This is a genomic window from Bradyrhizobium sp. KZN70725 (assembly GCF_055264925.1).
In genome coordinates, this window is sequence record NZ_JBUYWT010000087.1 from 1 (window position 1) to 19,264 (window position 19,264).

The 19,264-nt window shown below is 60.6% G+C and carries 12 protein-coding genes; 6 read left to right on the forward strand and 6 right to left on the reverse strand.

The features are described 5' to 3' along the window. Positions 1–2,079 (forward strand): DUF5801 repeats-in-toxin domain-containing protein (locus ACZBJS_RS39285; protein ID WP_463440081.1); only part of this gene is annotated, 2,079 nt, incomplete at its 5' end. Positions 2,080–2,163: 84 nt separating this feature from the next. On the opposite strand, the gene ACZBJS_RS39290 is transcribed toward ACZBJS_RS39285, so the two are convergent. From ACZBJS_RS39290 to ACZBJS_RS39315, 6 genes are all read right to left on the reverse strand, one after another. Next, a complete protein-coding gene (locus ACZBJS_RS39290) occupies positions 2,164–3,177 on the reverse strand; it encodes a transglutaminase-like cysteine peptidase (RefSeq protein WP_463440082.1) in 1,014 nt (337 codons plus the stop codon). Between the two features lie 220 nt (positions 3,178–3,397). Then, positions 3,398–4,648: an HlyD family type I secretion periplasmic adaptor subunit gene (locus ACZBJS_RS39295; protein WP_076826192.1), complete on the reverse strand. Its 1,251-nt coding sequence runs from the start codon at positions 4,646–4,648 to the stop codon at positions 3,398–3,400. A gap of 14 nt (positions 4,649–4,662) precedes the next feature. Then, entirely contained in the window at positions 4,663–6,816 is a 2,154-nt protein-coding gene (locus ACZBJS_RS39300) for a type I secretion system permease/ATPase (protein WP_463440086.1), read from the reverse strand. 267 nt (positions 6,817–7,083) lie between these two features. Then, the gene (locus ACZBJS_RS39305; RefSeq protein ID WP_057017074.1) at positions 7,084–8,784 is read right to left on the reverse strand and encodes a TolC family outer membrane protein; all 1,701 of its coding nucleotides are present in this window, start codon (positions 8,782–8,784) and stop codon (positions 7,084–7,086) included. A gap of 270 nt (positions 8,785–9,054) precedes the next feature. After that, complete coding sequence (locus ACZBJS_RS39310; RefSeq protein WP_253609344.1) at positions 9,055–9,513, reverse strand: hypothetical protein; 459 nt, start codon at positions 9,511–9,513, stop codon at positions 9,055–9,057. A gap of 122 nt (positions 9,514–9,635) precedes the next feature. Beyond that, on the reverse strand, positions 9,636–10,172 hold the full coding sequence (locus tag ACZBJS_RS39315) for a LabA-like NYN domain-containing protein (RefSeq protein WP_038377452.1): 537 nt from the start codon (positions 10,170–10,172) through the stop codon (positions 9,636–9,638). 1,086 nt (positions 10,173–11,258) lie between these two features. Here ACZBJS_RS39315 and ACZBJS_RS39320 point away from each other — a divergent pair. The 5 genes from ACZBJS_RS39320 to ACZBJS_RS39340 form a co-directional block, all read left to right on the forward strand. Next, entirely contained in the window at positions 11,259–11,552 is a 294-nt protein-coding gene (locus ACZBJS_RS39320; protein WP_463440083.1) for a hypothetical protein, read from the forward strand. Between the two features lie 527 nt (positions 11,553–12,079). Next, positions 12,080–12,544 carry a nuclear transport factor 2 family protein gene (locus ACZBJS_RS39325; RefSeq protein ID WP_253587259.1) on the forward strand — a complete coding sequence of 155 codons (465 nt, stop codon included), beginning with the start codon at positions 12,080–12,082 and terminating at the stop codon, positions 12,542–12,544. A 155-nt stretch (positions 12,545–12,699) separates the two neighbouring features. Beyond that, positions 12,700–12,858, forward strand: coding sequence for a hypothetical protein (locus ACZBJS_RS39330; RefSeq protein WP_176937224.1), 159 nt, complete (start codon positions 12,700–12,702; stop codon positions 12,856–12,858). A 1,165-nt stretch (positions 12,859–14,023) separates the two neighbouring features. Then, positions 14,024–16,810: a DUF7507 domain-containing protein gene (locus tag ACZBJS_RS39335; protein WP_463440084.1), complete on the forward strand. Its 2,787-nt coding sequence runs from the start codon at positions 14,024–14,026 to the stop codon at positions 16,808–16,810. A 1,392-nt stretch (positions 16,811–18,202) separates the two neighbouring features. Then, the coding region (locus ACZBJS_RS39340; RefSeq protein WP_463440085.1) for a VCBS domain-containing protein at positions 18,203–19,264 on the forward strand (1,062 nt) is incomplete at its 3' end.

Below are 19,264 nucleotides of genomic sequence, written 5' to 3' on the forward strand. Positions count from 1 at the left end.
GCGAACGCGCTGCTGCTGAACCAGACGGTGACCGACGCCGACGGCGATCACGTCACCAAGGGCATCGACCTCGGCAGCGGGGTGTTTGCGATCCACGACGACGGCCCGACGGCGCCGACAGCGACGGTCAGCGCAGCTAAGATCGGCGTGGACGAGACGCCCGGCCTGCAGACCACCGGCGGCGCGAGCGACGTGCTCGGCTCCACTGCGATCACGTTCAACGGTGCCGCCAGCACTGTCGCCGCGCTGTTCAGCACGGTTGCGAACAAGGGCGTCGACACCGACGTGTCGGCAGCGTCACTTGACAACGGTGCGCTCAGCTTTGCCTCGACGGGCGCGAGCAGCATCCTGACGGTGGCCGGCGGCAGCTTCGGCTCTGACGGCGCGGGGTCTACCACCTATGCGTTGAGCGTCCTCAGCGCTGCGTCAGGCCTCACATTGACGGATGGCACAGGGATCGCGCTGTCGCTGGATGCCAGCGGCCGGATCATCGGTACTGTGGGCAACGATGCCGCCAACCCCAGCCTGACGGGCCAAACGGCGTTCGCGATCGCCATCGATCCGATCACCGGTCAGCTCTATGTGGCGGACTATCTCTCGCTCCACCACAACAGCACCGCCAGTCCGAACGATCTGCTGACGATGACGGCTGGCAAGATCGGCGCGACGGTCACGTTGACGGACGCCGATGGCGATCATGTGACGGCCACCGCCGACATCAGCACTCATATCAGCTTCCTCGACGACGGCCCGAGTTTCGGCACGATCGAGCATGGAATCATTGCCGATTACGCGGGAATGTCCGTGCTAGGTAACCTACCCGTGTTCTCCGGCGCCGATGGTTTTGGCGCATATGACTTCACCTTGACTGGAAATACGGCGCCGGCCGGCCTGACGTTCAATGGCCAGGCCGTGCACTATTCCATCGACGCATTTGGACAGAATTTGACGGCCTATATCGGTGCGGCCCCATCAGCAGCGAACAATATCTTCACGCTGACTCTGGATGACACAACCGGTCACTACCTATTCACATTGCTTCAGCCATTCACGGAGACAACGATCCAGGATGTCGGCAGTTCATCCGCCTTCGGCTCGGGACCCTCGCAAGAGCAGATGCTTTCCTCGAGCACCGATCAGCTGGCGGTTATTTCGGGCACGGCCTCCGGCGGTGCTCAAGGCAGCGTGAACGGATCGACCAACGGTTGGGGCGTCGGCAACAATAACTTCGATCCCAACGAAAAGCTGCTGTTTGACTTCACGGACGGCGCAAGCGCCAGCCCCGCCGGCAACGCGGGGTTCCATCCTCCAGCACACGAATCGGTAGCGAACTACACGTTCAGCGGTTACAAAGCCGGCGACGACATTCACTACGTCGTCTCCTATTGGGACGGAGTGCACGCCGCCTCCATCACATCGGTATCCGGTGATTTCGATCCTTCAACCCACACCACGGTCGCCACCGAATGGTCGACGCCCACAGCGCCGGCCGGCCTGCAGCTCTACACTGTCCAGTTCACGGACGTGACAGGTAGCGGCAAGGTCGACCTGGTTGGCGTCGGAGTTTCGTCGACAAAGAACGTCTCCGAGGATCTGAGCTTCAACGTGTCGACGATTGACGGTGACGGCGACACGGCGTCGAGCACCATCAATATCAACATCAATGGCACCACGACCCTGCTGGGCACGGCCGGCAATGATGTCATTGTCGCCGGACCAACCAACGAGACGCTCACTGGCAATGGTGGGGACGACAAGTTTGTTCTCAATCTCAGCGCCCACGATATCATCAGTGATTTCAACAGCGGTGATACACTCCTTCTCGACGTGGCCGGTCTGAGCCTGCCGACGGGCGTTTCAAACGCCCTTACGGCTGGTCAGTTCACGTCATCGGCAGTCACCGGCCAGACCGAAAACAACGCCAGCGCCTGGAACGAAAGTGCAAGCACGAACAAGTTCTTCTTCAACAATACGACCCAGGAGCTCTGGTACTCGGCAAATGGCACAGGCTCCGACAAGGTGGACCTCGCACATGTGAGCACCGGCTTGCCGGCGGCTACGAACGTTCATATTTTCTAGGCCAGGCCCGCAGCAAAATCGAAAATCCGCGGAGACCTCTCCGCGGATTTTTATTGATTGAATTGTCGCCTTTCTCGCGCGCAATCACATCAGCACGGGCAGGAAGCCCAAGAGCGGGCTTGCCGCGTCCAGCGCTTCCACGCCGGTCCATTCGGTCTCCGCCGCATTGGCGGCCGCCGGCGCCGCGTCGAGTTCATCGCCGCGCGGGAGCCGCTTGGCGTAAGGTGCCGCAAACAACTGCACGCCGCGGTCGTTGATCGCGAACATCGGCGTGAAGTTGCCGAACTCGCCGTCATCAATCAGTTCGGAGCTGCGGCTGTCCAGGATCAACCAATGGCCGTCCAGCCGCGCCGCCAGCACGGCATGATCCTGGCGGATGGCGCGATCGCGACCCAGCACCAGGCGCAGATCCTCGTGCGGGAAGCCGGCTTCGCTGAGCGCGATGTATTTTGCGATCGCATAGTCCTCGCAGTCGCCCTTGCCGGTCGCGAAGGTGGCGAGCGGCGCGGTCCAGCGGTCGGCCTCGCCGTGCTGGGCGAAGTCGCTGACATAGCGGATCGCCTGGTTGACGGCGCGGTTGGCCTCATCCAGCCGGTCGCGTGCGGCTTTGGACTTGACCGCGCCGATCAGGCGAAGGAATTGCGCGGCTTGCGACGGGCAGGCGGTCGCGTTCTCGCGGCATTGCTCGAGAACGCTCTGCTCCTTTGCGAGATCGGATTCGAGGCCGCGCCATTTGCGCCACAGGCCGTTTTCCGGTGCGCGGAAGGTGAACAGGCCAAACGGCTCGGCGCCGACAGGCGGAAGCGGCTTTGCCGCGGGCACCGCGTCGGTCGCGATATTTGGCGGCGTGAGCGAGGCGGTACGGATGGCGTTCGGACCCCGGCCGCGCTGCTGGTCGAGCTTGGCCAGGACGTCGGCGATGGTGAAGAAGGTGGCAGGCGGGCGGTTCGACGCGGCGTCCGCTGCGGGCGCGAGCTCGCCGGCGGGTTTTCCGAGAGAGAGCTCGTCCGCGGCAAACGCGGCAGGCGCTGCGCAAAGACCGATTGTCAGTGCGGCCGCGGCCATGACCGCCGACGAAGCAAACTTCAGCGACTTCATATGACGTCCCCAATGTCGGGGACCGTCAACGTCTGTGCGTCGATCTGCGTCCCCGCTGTTATCGGGACGCAAACTGGCGCCTTGGCCGCTTAAGCGGAGTTAAGTGGAGGGGGGCGCCACCTCGAATGTCGAAAAGGCGGTCAATCCGGGGTTTGCCGGTTCGTTCGAAATTGAACGAACCGAGGTTACGATCGGTTAACCACGGCCACCGTGGTCCCGATCAGCGTTCGCGCAGGGCCTCGTCACGCAGCAGGCGGGCGGGCTTCACGATGTAGTCCAGCACGGATTTCTCGCCGGTCAGGACCTCGACCGTGGTCACCATGCCCGGAATGATCGGCAGCGGATGCTGCTCGGTGCCGAGATGGTTCTTATCGGTACGCACCATGACCCGGTAGAAGGTCTCCTGGCGTTCGGTCTTTTCCGCCTTGTCGTCGACGATGGTGTCGGCGCTGATGCGTTCGACCTTGCCCTTCAGCGATCCGTAGACCGAGGAATCATAGGCGCTGATCTTCACCACCGCGTCCTGGTCGGGCCGGATAAACGCGATGTCCTGGGGACGAATCCGGCCTTCCACCAGCAACGTGTCGTCCAGCGGCACGATGTCCATCAGGTTGGCGCCCGGCTGTACGACGGCACCGATGGTACTGATGTTCAGTTTGTTGACGATGCCGTGGACCGGCGCCTTCAGATCCGTGCGGCGCACCCGGTCCTGGGCGGACTTGATATTCTCGTCGAGCACGGCGAGGTCGGCGCGCGATTTGGCCAGGTCCTCGTCGGCCTGTGAACGGAACGACGCGGTGATGTTCGCGATCTTCGACTGCGCTTCGGCCAGCTGTCCCTTCATCTCGGTTGCCTGCCGATCAAGTCGCAGCATCTCGATCTCGGGCACGACCTTCTGCTCATACAGCCTGCGCGTCAGGGTCTGCTCGCGCTCCAGGAGTTTGAGGGAGCCGGTGAGGCGAGTGACCTGCTGGTTGAGGACGTCGATGTCCTGCGCGACCTTCTGACCCCGCATCTTGAACACGCTGGTCTCGGTCGCGACGGCGGCGGGAACCATCTTGTCGAGATCATCCGGGAAGGCGATCTCGGCTCGGCCGCGCGCCTCGGCGTCGAGGCGGGCCACCCGCGCCGCCATCGCCGCACGACGCTCGCGGATTTCGCCGAACTCGGAAGCGAATTTCGTATCATCGATCCGCATCAGGGACTGGCCCTGCTGCACGATGTCGCCTTCCCGGATCAGGATGTCGCCGACGATCCCGCCTTCGAGCGATTGAACCACCTGCATCTGCCGCGACGGCACGACGCGGCCGCTGCCGCGCTTGACCTCGTCCAGCACGGCAAAATGAGCCCAGATCAAGAACGTCGCAAGGAGCGCGCACGACGTCCACAACAGCATGCGGGAGGTGCGCGGCGTGCGCAGCAGCGCCGCGGACCGGATATCATTTGCAAATGTGAAATCGGAAGACGCCATAATGTATTTGCTCGTTATGCGGATTTCGGCTGAATCGTATTCTCCGGCGACGGGGCCGCGGACGCCGGCCGGCCCTGGAGCAAAGCGAGCACCTTGTCGCGCGGGCCGTCGGCAACCAGGCGGCCATTGTCGAACAGCAGCAAGCGATCGACCATGTTCAGCAATGACAGGCGGTGGGTCGAAATGATGATGGTCATGCGATCATCATCGAGGCCCTTGAGCCGCTCAAGGAACTCCTGTTCGCTGCGAATATCGAAGTGCGCCGTCGGCTCGTCGAGAAAGAGCACGCGAGGCTTGCGGATCAGAACGCGCGCGAGTCCGATGGCCTGCTTCTGGCCGCCCGACAGGCTGCGGCCGCCTTCCGAGATGGGCATGTCATAGCCCATCGGGTGACTGGCGATGAAGCTTTCGACGCCCGAAAGCCGCGCGGCAAGCAGGACTTCCTCGTCGGTCGCTTCCGGTTTGCCAAGGGCGATGTTGTCGCGCAGCTTGCCGAAGAACAGGTCGGTATCCTGCATCGCAAAGCCGATGCCGGCGCGCAGGTCCGAGGGATCATATTGGCGCGAGTCGACGCCATCGACCAGGATGCGGCCTTCCTTCGGCTCGTAAAATCCGAGCAGCAACCTGCCGACCGTGGTCTTGCCAGAGCCCACCCTGCCGATGATGCCGACCCTTTCTCCGCCCTCGATCTTGAAGCTGACCTTTTCGAGCGCGTTAGCCGGCGCGTTGGGGTAGGCGAACGATACGTTCTCGAAGGCGACCTTGCCGTCTTCGATTCGTCTTGCGACGTAGGACCGGGTCGGCGAGCGTTCCCGCTCGATCGACATGATGCGATCGATCGCCTTGAGGGCCGTGATCGTCTGCGTACCCTTGGTGATCACCGCGGCGATCCCGGCGATCGGCGCCAGAACGCGCCCGGCGAGCATGTTTGCGGCGACCAGCGCGCCGACGCTCAGCTTGCCGTCGAGGATCAGGAAAATGCCGACGATGACGAGGAGCAGGCTCGTGATCTGCTGGGCCGTGCTCGCGCTCGTCAGCGACATCGACGACCAGAAGTGAACGTCCTCGCCGGATCGGGCGGTCGCGGCAACCGAGCGTTCCCACAAGGTCTGCATGCGGGCCTCGGCGCCGGTCGCGCGGACGGTTTCGAGGCCGGACAGGGATTCGACCAGCACGCCGTGCCGGGCGGCGGATTCGGCCTGCAGCCGCTTGATGGCCCGATCGAGCGGACGCTGCAGCAGAAAGCCGATCAGCATGACCAGCGGCAGCATGATCAGCGGGATCCAGGCCAGCGGTCCGGCGATGAGGAACAGCACCCCGACGAAGAGGATGGCGAACAGCAGGTCGGTTGCCGAAACCACGCTTCCGGAGGTGAAGAACTCGCGCACCGAGTCGAAGTCGCGGAGCTGATTGGCCAGGATGCCAACCGAAGTCGGCCGCTGCGCCATCTTCACCGACATCACGTGCTCGAAGATGTTTGCGGCCAGCACGACGTCGATGGTCTTGCCGGTCACGTCGATCATGCGGCTGCGGACCATGCGGAAGATGAAATCGAACACGATGCCGAGCCCCATGCCGATCGAGAGCGCGATCAGGGAGGGGATTGCCCCGTTGGGGATGACGCGGTCATAGACGCTCATCGTGAACAGCGGCGTCGCGAGCGCGAGGATGTTGGTCAGAAAAGCCGCGACCGCGATGTGCCCGTAGCTGCGCCAATGCGTCTTCACCACCGACCAGAACCAGTGGCTCTTGGGGATGTCGCCTGCGGCGGCGGCGCGCGCATCGGCCTGCGGCGCGCTTCTCACCAGGAACGCATAGCCGGTATAGTCCGTGGCGAGCGAGGCGATGTCGGCGACGCGCGGGCTGTTCGGCGTCGCCGGATCAACGACCTTGATCGACTTGTTCGCCGGGTCCACACCCAGAAGGATCAGCGCAGAGCCGTTCTTCATGACGAGGACGGCCGGCAGGACCAGCGCGGGAATGTCTGAAATGTCGCGCTTGACGGCCTCGGTCTCCAGACCCGCGCGCCTGGCGGCGCGGTCGTAGAGCGAAACGGACAAGCGTCCGTCCGTGATCGGAAGTCCGCCGAGCAGAGCTTCGCGGCTCACCGCGCGGCCATGATGGGCGGCGAGATAAGTCAACGACGCGGTGAGGGGATCGTCGCCCAGCGCGCGTGGCCTGTTTGTCGCGGCAGGCTTTGAGGTTGAGTCATCCGGCGAGGGGCGGACGGCGTCGGCCGCCGCGCTGGGGGTGCGAAACAACAACTGAAACCTCGACAAGCAAAATGGAAATGCAGCAATCGCATTAGATTTCGGGCAGACTACAACAAACAGCGAACAAATTCAGCGAAACTTATCTTAACGATTAATAAGGAATCGAAAGGGCCCCGACTTGGGGCCCTTCCGGCAGTCCTGTCCTGAGCTTGTTGGCGGTCACTATCGAGCGGAACTCGGGAAGGCCGACAGCAGCCAGTGGGGCTTGGTCGACGCATAGGAGCTCGCGTTCGCCGTGACCGACGGATCCGCGTAAATGACGTTCGGGCCGTCCGCAGCCGTCTTTTGCTGCTGCATCCATTCCGTTGAACCGGGCACCGCTGCGGTCGTCGTCGCACCGGTGAAACGGTCCGCAAAGCCAACGTCCTTCGGCTGGGTTGCCGCATAGGTCTTGGCAGGACGGGCGACAGGCGCCGGAACGGCGACGTGCAGCGGCTCGGACCCGGTTTGCGGGAGGTTCACGCGAAGAGTCGGGAACGAGTAGCGGGGCAGGCCAATCGAAAGCATGTCCGTCGGCGCAGCATCGACCGGCGGCGGAGCCTTCAGGTACTCGATCAGGGTCCCCATCGCGGCCAGCAGCTGGTAGTCGGCGAAAACGACGACGCTGCGGGCGGAGGTGAGCGAGACCGATGCGTTAAAGAACTGGTTCTGCGCGTTCAGGAGATCGATCAGCGAACGCTGGCCGAGTTCATATTCCTTCTGGAACGCCGTGATGGTCTTCCTGGCTGCTTCCAGCTCACGGGTCAGAGCACCGATGCGGGTAGCCGTAATTGTACGGGCATTCCACGCCTTGTCGATCGACTCATACGCGTCGCGCTGCAGGCGGGCGTGGCGCATGGTGGCTTCGGTATAGCGCTCGGCCTTCTCTGACCTGTTCCAGGCATCTTGGCCGCCGCGGAAGATGTCCCACGACATGACGACCTTGCCGCTGTAGTCCTCATGCGTGATGGAGGGAGTCCCGGGGGTCGCCACGTAGGGGTAGGAGTTGTCGTAATGGGTTGCCCGTCCCTCGAGATAGAATTTCGGGCCGAACGTGCCGTCGGTGGCCTTGAACGCATGCTTGGCGGCGTCGGCGTCGGACTGGGCCGCCGCGATCGTCGAATTGAATCGGAGGGTGGTCGCCAGCGCTTCGTCGCGGCTGTGCGGCAATCCTGCGAGAGGGGCGGGGAAGCGAACATTGATCGGCTCAAGGCCAACAACCTTGCGGTACTTTGCCCGGGCGTCATCGAGGCTGCGCTGGAATTCGGCGAGTGCCGCACGGGCAGCTTCGACGCGCTCCCGCGCTTGCTCCAGGTCGCCTTCGCCGGCCCGGCCACCCGAGAAGCGGGAGTTCACGTTTGCAAAGATCTTCTCGTGGTTGGCGACGTTCTGCTGGGCGAGGCTGACCAACCGGATGTAGCGGACGACGTCCATGTAGCCTTCGGCGGCGTCGAGGGCCAGCAGCTCGGTTCTCTCCTTGACGCGGGAGGCGGCGGCATTGACCCGCGCGGTCTGGCGCCAGACGTCATAGATCGACGAAAAACCGTCCCACAGCAGCTGGCGCACCACGACCGATTCCTGGCTGCCATTGCGCCATGGTCCTGAGCCCACGGTCGGTGCCGCCTGAATGTTCGGGGTGATGAAGCCCGGCGATTGATCGAATTTTTCCGGGCCGTAGCTGGCGTCAATGCGCACCTGCGGCAGCAGTGTGCTTTGGGTTTGCCGCAGCTCGCTTTCCGTCGCCCGCCGGTTCGCCGAAGCCTCGCCGATACCCGGGTTGGTCTGCATGGCCTGGCGCAAAGCATCATTAATAGAAAAAACCTCGGCACATGCTGGCGTTGCCGCCAGACATAGGCACGCTATGACCGTGTATGCCGACTTCATAATCTCAGCCCCTACTCACAAAAATATTATGTAGAATCCTCCAAAGGGTAACAAAGGACAGTTCCGCGACCTATGACATTTCAGCCACACAGGCGCCCTAAGTGGGGGCCGAACCATCCGAGGTCTGGTGCGCGCAAATCTAAACATTTTTATTAAAATTCAGTGATTTATATGATGTTCTGTGATCGCGCGAACTGGTGCCGAGCCGCAACACCGGGGACCGGAACATGAAAGATCAGTTAAGCCCATCTTAAGGTTGGCGGCAGCCGGCTACTGCTGGCGACAGGTCGCCAGGTAGGTTGCAACGAAGGGCGCGGCCTTGGTGTCCGCGGAGGGGCCTCCCAGGCGGCTCGTTAGTTTGTAGAGCGACTTGTCGCCAAAATAGAACCGGAAGATCTCGGCCGTGGTGTCGTCCGTGCGGGTCGCGAAGATCGACGCGGCGGTACGGCGGGCGGCCGCAAAGACGTAGGTCGTGAGCTTGGCTCCTCCCTTGCCTTCTGCCGCGACAGATGTCCCCCAGGTGACCGTGAAGGTGTCGCCATCGATCACGACTGCGGGCCGGACCGTATCGAGATCGTCATCGATCCACTGGGCGTCACCGCCTTTGCCTGACGGGCCGAGCTCGACCCGTTTGCCTCGCGGCGTGTCGCAGGTGAACCGGGAAGGTTCGGCGATCGCAGCGCTCGTCGCCGCCAAGAACAGCAACAGGCAGCCGACCGACCTCCACATGGGTGTTACCCTCTGTTTCGTTGTTGGGAGGATAGTGATGTCAGCGCCCGACTCGCGCAACTCCGTGATTTACGGACAAGCAGAGCTGCTTTGCTTCCTCGCCGGAAGAGGCGCCCGCGATTTCACTCGGGCGCGATCGGGTGCGCTGGACGTTCGATCGATGCCCTGAGGCTTTCGAGTTCGAGGAAGACGTCAGCTTGCCTGCGAAGCTCATCGGCGATCATGGGAGGCTTTGTTCGGATGCTGGAAACGACCGTCACGCGGACACCAGCCCGCCTGACGGCTTCGACAACGGCGCGCAAATCACCGTCGCCGGAGAACAGGTACGCGTGGTCGATGCGGTGCGCGATTTCCAATGCGTCGACCGCGAGCTCGATGCCGATGCTGCGCTTCATTCGCCGCCGCCCTTCGCCGTCATCGTGCGTTTTGGCTAACTTTCTCCTGACCGCATATCCGTTGTAATCGAGCCAATCCACCAGCGGCCGAAGGCTGCTGAACTCGTCGTCGTCTCTCACGACCGTGTAGAAGTAGGCGCGAACGATCTGTCCATGCTTGCCGAACTCCGAGAGCAGTCGCCGGAAATCGATTTCAAAACCGAGGTTCTTGACCGTGGTGTGAAGATTCGCACCATCAATGAAAAGTGCAATGCGATCGGCCATCTCAAATCCCCATGACGCCCGGATCAGTGCTGTACGCTTCGGTTCTGAAAATTCCTCGAGCGCATCGTGGGTGAGCGCCAAAACTGAAATGACTGATCCTAGAGCAAGGACTCGCCCTGGAAAAAGTGAAAATTTTCGCCAACCCGGATGCCATACGAATCGTGCGCCTGTTGATAACATAACGGTCGAAAGCGCGCGGCTGGCCGCCCACGCAAACAAAACGATTGTCGTTGAACAACGATGCGGCCGTTCGCGCCGACGAAGCACGGAGCCGCATTCGCCAGCGCAGAAAAATTGGCCGCCATGGCGATTCGATGGCATCGGCGGTTCGAGCACGTGCGCAACGCCGATTCTGATCTCTGCAGCGTCAGAAACGAACGCCCGCCGTCGATGCCGAGCAAAGGTGCAGCGCGGCCGTGCCGCCGCGCCGCTACTCACAAGGCGATTGTTGCGTCACCGACAAAACTACATCTAAAATCAATCTAGTGTAGCGGCATCATTTCGTGCCGGCGCGATATTTCGAGATACCACTTTTTTGCAGATGCAGGTTTTGGTCGATAGCAATTTCGCCGCAGGAAGGACGGCCTTACGTCCCCACATTACGCAGATGGTTATTCTAGCGGGCGGGTGTGGATGCGCGGCGGCGTGTCTGTCGCGCCGCCTCGACCAGTCTCTCGCATGCATCGCTAACGAGCCGTCGCGATCGACCCATTGCTCGATGTTCGGATCAGCAGGAGGCAGGGTGGGAAGCTCGCGATGGGGCTTGCCGTGATCGATATCGCAATCGGGCGTCCGATCGAGGCGGGCGCCAGGGAGTGTTGGGCAAGGCGCGCGAGATGCCTGGTCGTTCTCTCGTTCTGCATCATGCTGTCCTGTTGCGGGGCCGCTCGCCAGGCCATCGAGAAGGAGGCGGGACCGGCACCGGATCCAATAACGGAGACGGCAACAGCGGCCACAGAGCCGACACCAGCGGCGACAACGACACCGACGCCGGCGGCGGAACCGGTCAACCTGAACGGCGCACTCGCGGAATGCCGGAACGCGTTTCCGGATCAGATCGCGCAGGCGGTCGGGCGGGCGTCATGCATGATCAAGGCGACCGAGCTCGTCCGACCGCTATTGCCGTTTCCCGATCTGCTCGATCGGGAGAATGTCCTGCGCAAAGCGCTGGCCCAGCAGGTTCAAGCAAGAACAATGTCCCTGCTCGAGCGCAACATCCAGATCCAGAAGCTGCATTCGCAGCTCCTCGAAGAGGAGCGCAGCAGGCTATCGGCTGCGCCGGCGGACGGGCGCAAGCCGCAGCTGGCGGTCACGCAATGGCGGCAATCCAATGGGGACAGTTGCGGCCGGCTCGGAGGCGACTCCGGGACGTGTTATTGAGTGGAAGGTCATATGTCCGCCTCTTCCCGAGAGGTGGCTCGCCTACACTGCGGCAATTGGGCCGTCCGAGCCGATCCTCATCATGGGAGGACGAGCCGTGGCAGTTCGTTGAGAAGCTTTGTCGGAATCGACGTCGCGAATCTGAAAAATGCCATCGCGATCGCCGAAACAAGCCGGGGAGGAGAGGTTCGCTTTTTCCGTGAGGTCGATGCGTCGGCAACCGGCATGCGTCGAGCCTTTAAACGGACCGCCAGCCGGCTTATTGGTGTGCACCTCTGTGCGAGGCTGGTTCGACTAGCTACGGGCTCTATCGCCTAATCCTGTGGCTCGGCCACGAACACGACGTGGGTGCCTCAGATAGCTTCGCACGTGGTGGGTGGGCTGTTAGAGCGCGTGCTGCGCGAAGCGCCCACAGGCCGACGCACTTTGATCTGCATCAAAGTCTAGGCTGGCGATCACGGACTAAGCAAGCGATGGAGGCGGGCCTCCGCCTCCATCCCTGAGGCTTCAACAGAGGGAAGAACATTATGCGCAAATTATTCGGAGCAGTATGTTTCTCACTGTTACTTTCTGCAGTTCCTGCAAATGCATTCGATCAAAGTCAGAAGGACGAACTCGGGAAGATTAGCACCGCCTATGAGCAGTATTTCAACAAGCAGGATGCTGCAGGCATTACTTCACTTTTTGCGAAAAATTACCTGCGCGTTACGCCAATGGGGATTGTTGACAACACGAAATATTATGAAGGAGCGTTCAAGGCCGGGATGAATCACTTGGAAATAAGAACAACCGACGTTCAGCTCTTGTCGGAGAACATGGCTATGCGAACCGGCGAGGCCCGCGTAACCGGCAAGAGTGAGAAAGGTGATCCTCTGGAATTGAACGCCTTCTGGACCAGTCTCGATGTTCGTGAGAATGGCCAGTGGAAAATTCGTATGCTGACGTCGATGCCCAAGGCACCGCCGCAGCCGCAAGAGGAAGCAGCCAAATAACCTGAGGCGTCGGCGAACTTCGGGGCGGCAACTGCCGCCCCACATTCCGTGCTACAACTCCGGGGATCCTTGTGGCCCGTGGCTTGGGTCTCGGCGGGCTTGATCCCGGGCTGCGCCGCCCTGCCGATGCGTGCGACGGCACGTCGGAGACCAGAATGCGCCGGGTCGTTGAACGGATCGCCAGCCGATTTGTCGGTGTGCAGCTCTGTTACGAAGCCTGTCCGACCGGCTACGGCCTTTATCGTCTGATCCTATTGCTCGGCCTTGAATACGCAACCCTGATGCGAGGAATACGGCGATCTGGTGAAGACTAACCGCCGAGGCCCCATCAACTTGATCATGCGCGAGCCCAGAACACGTCTGGCGGATCGAGAGCGAGCTTGGCGCGCCTTCGGCCTTTACCTGGGCGCAAACCAAATGCTCGGCAACACCAAGGCGCACCTCGCGTCTTACGTCGCTGGCAAATGGAAGAGCCAGCGCAGGATCGGGCCTGGCGCGCAGGTGTCGACGTGTGGGGCGTCATCAGGCCTAATTAGCGTACCGCGTCCCTGCGAGGCTGCGTCGGCATGCCCGGCGCCCCAGGTTTTTCTCGTCAAAGCCTGCGGATTGCATCGCGTGCCGGTCTCTCAAGGACACCTTCAGATTCGCCCCATGATCCACGGCTCGTTCCAAGCGATAGCACTGCAATGGTCAATGCGGCGATGACATAGAGGAGGAATTCGGTTCTCGTGACGTTGAACATCATTTGAGTCCTCGTTCGCCTCTGTTTGCGTCTGCTCAGGTGGCGTGCGTGGTTCTAAAATTCCACGGGCGTATCCAGGGTGAGCACCCTAGCCGAAATGATTAATCCTGGAGCAAGGACTTGGCAGGGAAGAAGCGGAAGTTCTTGCGATCGCGGGTAGCGTACGAATCGTGCGCTTTCTGATAAGACGGCGGTCGCGGGCCGGCTTGCAAGCGGCCATGCCATTATTTTGATATTCTGCGCGTTCGTGCCGCGGAAGGTCTGCCAGGCGCTCCCGCGATCAGCGAATTTGGGAGCCGTCTCGAGAGGAGCTGCGATACCTGCTCGTTCGGCGCAGAAGCTTGGTCTGCGCGGAGAGGTCCACAATTACCTGCATCGTTGGCCGGAGGGCTTGCGTCCGAAGCGAGCGCCGAGCAACGGTTCGACCGGATTTGAAATTTCAATGGTCATCCAGCAGGAATCATTTGCATTTTTGAGGTCGGCGCGCTGGCGAAAGCTCGGAAAAGCGGAGATCGGATGCGCGGGGGAGATCGATCTCTTCCCGGATAGGTTGATATTGCGTTAATTTGAAAAAGCGGATTACATGCCGGTTTGAAATGTGTGTCCCCGCAGCGCGTTAGCGGTGCGGTTTTTTTGCTGCGTGCGCTTAGCGACCGCGTGCAATGCGCGGTCAGGTGATCCGGATACAGCGCCGGATCATTGCCGCGAATGCTCATATTTTAGGGGATTTATGCTTCATGGCTACCATCGACGTTACAGCTCAGAGCTCAACAGCCACCACCGATACCGGAGCAGTTTTCACGAACGTAGCGTCGGTTGCTTCGACCGGCACAGGCGTATTCGACAGCTTTCTGGTTATCCAGAACAACGGCACCGAGCAGGGCTACAATACGGATGGCTCGCCTCTGCCGCTTGACGACAAACAAGCATCGCATACCAACGCAATCCTGCTTTCGTCGATTCCGGTGGTCACCGGAGATGGTCAGAACGGCACCGTTGCAGGAACTCAGTACCTCGAGTTCAGACTCGACATCAATCAAAACGGGTCGGCCAACCAACCCCAATTGATCTCGTTGGATCAATTGAAGATCTATCAGGAAAGCAGCGGTAATCTCCTGACCGACTTCGCCGGCGAAACGCCGAAATTCGACCTTGGCGACAATACGGTTTTGCTTAACGCGCAGTGGGATGCGGGCAGCGGCAAGGGTGATTATGTGATCCTTGTCCCACTTTCCAATTTCGATACGTCCGGAGCCGACCCTTACGTTTATCTCTATTCGCAGTTTGGCGCTGTTGGCGGTGACTATGCTGCAAATAGCGGTTTTGAAGAATGGGGTGTCATCGGAAGTGGAGGGAGCGGGCTCGGCGCGCTGAGCGTCGTCAAACAGGTTCACGATATCGATGGCAATACTCAAAATTTGGTGGTCGACCATGCCGGCCAGCAGATTGATTACAGCATTGAGGTTGGGAATACCGGAACGGGCGTGCTTACCCTGACGTCAGTTACCGACCAAATCGAAAGCTTAGGCGCCACGGCTGCTGTTGCCGTGACAACGACTTTCAATAATGCGACGTACAATCTGGGTGATACGAACCATAATAACCTGCTCGATCCCGGCGAACACTGGCAGTACACAGCTTCGTACACCGTTCAGCAGGCTGATATCGACCATGATGGCTACGGCACCGGCGCAGGTGGCGCGCCAGGTGATGGCTTCATCGACAACCTGGCTACAGCATCAGCACCGGGTGTTCCCGATGCTATGGATACAGCGTCTGTCGCAATCGACTACAAGCCGTCGATGTCGATCGATAAGACGGTGGTATCGGTCGACGACGTCAATGGTGACGGGCTGACCGACGCGGGCGACGTCATTCACTACAACATCCATGTCGCGAACACGGGTAATGTGACGCTGACGGGCGTGACGGTGACTGACCCGCTGACGGGCGATCCGGCGGGCGGTTTGTCGACGCTTAACGTCGGTAGCAGCGAGGATCTGGTGGCGACCTACACGCTGACGCAGGCCGACATCGACAACCACGGCTCCAACCTGGTTGATCTCATCCAGGACGACAAGATCACCAATACGGCGACCGCGGACAGCGACCAGACCTCCCCGGTCAGCGACTCGGTTGATCAGCCGATCGACTACAAGCCGTCGATGTCGATCGTGAAGACAGTGGTGTCGGTAGATGACGTCAATGGTGACGGGCTGACCGACGCGGGCGACATCATTCACTACAATATCCATGTCGCGAACACGGGTGACGTGACGTTGACCGGCGTGACGGTGACCGACCCGCTGACGGGCGATCCGACGGGTGGCCTATCGACCCTGGCGGTTGGGAGCAGCGAGGATCTGGCGGCGACCTACACGCTGACGCAGTCTGACATCGACAATCACGGCTCGAACCTGGTTGATCTTACCCAGGACGACAAGATCACCAATACGGCGACCGCGGATAGCGACCAGACCACCCCGGTCAGCGACTCGGTGGATCAACCGATCGACTACAAGCCGTCGGTCGATCTGACCAAGACGGTCCTTTCCGTCACGGGAGGGCATGCTGATCATGTTGGCGATGTCATCACCTATCAGATCACCGTGGAGAACACCGGCGACGTGACGCTAACCGGGGTCAAAGTAACGGATGCGCTAGAAGGCTATTCCCTTGCCACGTTGGACAATTCGACCGTGACCGGAGACAACGGAAACCACGTCCTCGATGTGGGTGAAACCTGGACCTACACAACGACCCACACATTGACCCAAGCGGACTTGGACAACAACTGGCTCAATGGTGGCGATGGCGTATTCGATAATACCGCCACGGTCACTGACAATCAAAACGTAACGGACTACGACACGGCTCACGTCCTACTGGGACCGGGCGTGCGGACGCCCGGCTTCTGGGCACAAAAGACCTGGCAAACATTCTGGGACGGTAACGCAAATAATCAACCTAAGCAGGCCGGAACAGATGGCTTTGCGAGCGGCGAAATCACCTATGCCGTAGATTCAAATCACGACACACATGTTACCTCTGCTGACAAAGCGGGTCTCTTGATCGGTGATTACAATCTCAACGGAGTCCAGGACATCGGCGAAAACGTGCTGTTCATCTCGACGGCCGATGCACTTACGCTGCTGAATGCGTCCGACAAGCAGGTCCAGGATGGCCGCTATATGTTGGGCAGGGACGTCGTAGCCACTTGGCTCAATTATCTTGAAGGTAATGCAATCGGAAATGGTTCGGCCGGCACTGCAAGGCACGACATTGATGATGCAATCAAGTGGCTCGAATACACGCAAGCCAAACCGGGTGCCATCGAAAACAGTGCGGATTTCCATACCTTGTCGGTGGCGGACGACCTTACGTCGAACTCGGCCGTCAAGACGTCATCTGCGATATGGAGCGGCCCGGTGGTAAATGTGCCGCTGCTCGGTCAAGCCATCGATCTCTCGGCAAGCCATCTCCACACCGATCTAGATCACTACAACAACTTAGGCTTCGTCTGACCGCACGACAGAGGAGGGGCTCGGACGAGAGTATTCTCGTTCGGGATCCTCTGCTTGCCCACGGGATACCGGCATTGCCGTCAGCCGTACTCATGAGACGCCCGGTGACCCGGTCAATCGCGCAGCAGGATCTGAGGGACAATGTCCGGCGCGCGCGTCGTTTCGCTCTGTATCGTGCTGGCCTGTTGCGGGGTCGCTCGCCATGCCATCGAGCAGGCGGCCGAGCCTGAGCCGCCAGCGGTCAACCTGAAGGCGCGCTCACGGAATGCCGCAGCGCCTTCCCCGACCAGATCGCACAGGCGGTGCAGCGCGCGTCCTGCGTAATCAAGGCGGCCGAACCCGTTCGGTCGCTGGCGTTTCCGAGAGTACAACGCGCAAAGCGTTGGCAGAGCAGGTGCAAGCACGAGCCATTTCCCTGCTCGAGCGCAACATCCAGATCCAGAAGCTTCATTCGCAGCTGCTCGAAGAGGAGCGCAGCAGGCTATCGGCCGCGCCGGCGCGCGGACTGTTCAGTGACGAAACAAGGCATGGTCGGGATGGCGTCGGAGCCCGCGGCGCCCAAACCGGCGCTACGCGTGGATACGACGTTTGAGGCGACCCCGTAAATCAACGGGGCATTGTTGACGACAGGAGGGAACCACATGGCGGCACGGCGTTAATCGTTAAAGTAGAGCAAATCGCACGGCTCTAGACGGCTGCGCAAATTTGCGGCAAATTGCATTCAATTAGGTTTAGAGGTTTGGCCGCCCGCAGTCTTGCGGACCAGGCGCCGAAGCCTCTCGAAGCTGAATATTGAAAGACAAGAAAAATTGCGAGCATGCGGAGTGCAGGGCCGCACGCGAAACGGGCAGGGTAATGGCGGTCGGAGTCTTTTCACGGTAGGCGTCTAATGGCACATGGGCGGCCTTTTGGCCGCGCGCCCCACGAATATTGCTGATGGGCATCGTGTGCGTGTTGTTGTGAATTGATTTTCGGGTGCGATCACGCCTGCTCTGCGTCGGCAGAGTTCAAGGAGTGTGTATTGAGTCGCATTGTTTCATCCCGAAGGTCCGACCAATGATCAACTGGTGCGAAGTCGAATCGCGTTCCCAAGGAACTTTAAATTCTGCGTCTACATCTCCTTCATGGTCAGCCGATTTTTCGATCGAGACCTCGCTCACCCCGGCCAATGATCCGCTGGCTTCGAGCCCGTCGGTAGCAACTGATGCGCCGATGGAAGCCGAACACGATCCGTCCGACATGCGCTCCTTGTCGCCGAGGCGCTATTTCGCTGTCACCTATCAATCCCATCACTAAATTCGAGGCCGTTCATCGCTCTCATTGAATCGCTGAACCATTACTTACACGCGAATTGTACGAACAGAATATTGAACGCATAAAGGCATTGCAGCTATGGCCACCACTCAGAACACCTCAGGCGGTACGACAACGTCGTTCAGCAATACGCCCCAGGCGGTTGACGATAGTTACAATTATTCAGCGAGCGTGTCGGGAATACTCATCTTGAATGTGATGGCCAACGATCTTGGTGGCGCCGCCAAGTCGCTGTGGTCCGTCGACAACGATCTTAGCGTCAGCGTTACATCGTCGAACGGTAAATACGCTCCAGCCGATCTCCTGACGAAAGACACAGTCTATTCAACCACTCTTGCGGGCGACGCAGGGACCTCCGATACGAGCCTGCTCGGTGCTAAAATCTGGATCAATTCGGACGGGACAATTGGATACGACGCATCGAGCATCTCAGCGCAACTTCAGGCGAAAGCGGCAGGCGAGACTCTTGTTGACAAGTTCACCTACGCCATTCGGCTGGGCAATGGAACGCTGAGCTGGGCGACGACTACGTTGACATTTACGGGGGTGAACGACGGTCCGGTGCTCTCCGCCGACGCCTCCGGGCCGCACAATATCACCGAGCTCGCCGGCCACACCGGCGATACGATCGATCACGACACGACGACAGGGACGCTAGCGTTCACCGACGCTGATCTTAGCGACACGCACGTGGTGAGCAAAAGTGATCCCAACTTTGCGTGGTCAGGCGGCCCGCTCACCGCGGCTCAGGTATCGGCGTTAACCACGGCAAGTTCGCTGACAGTGACTGAGACCGACAGCACGGGATCGGGCGCGGGTTCGGTCAGCTTCAGCTACAGCGCAATCGACCAGACCTTCGATTTCCTGGCTCAGGGCGAGACCCTGACGGTCACCTACAATCTGACGGTCACGGACAACCACGGCGCAAGCTCGACCAAACCCATCACGATCACGATCACCGGCACCAACGACGCGCCGGTGGTTGCGGCGGCGCTGACCTCGACGGCGGCGGAAGGTGCTGCGTCGTATCCGCTGAACCTGCTGAGCGGGGCGAGCGATCCCGACCACGGCGAGACGGCGACGCTGAGCGTTGCCGATGTGAGCTATGCGGTCGACGGCGGAGCCTCGTCTTCGACGGCG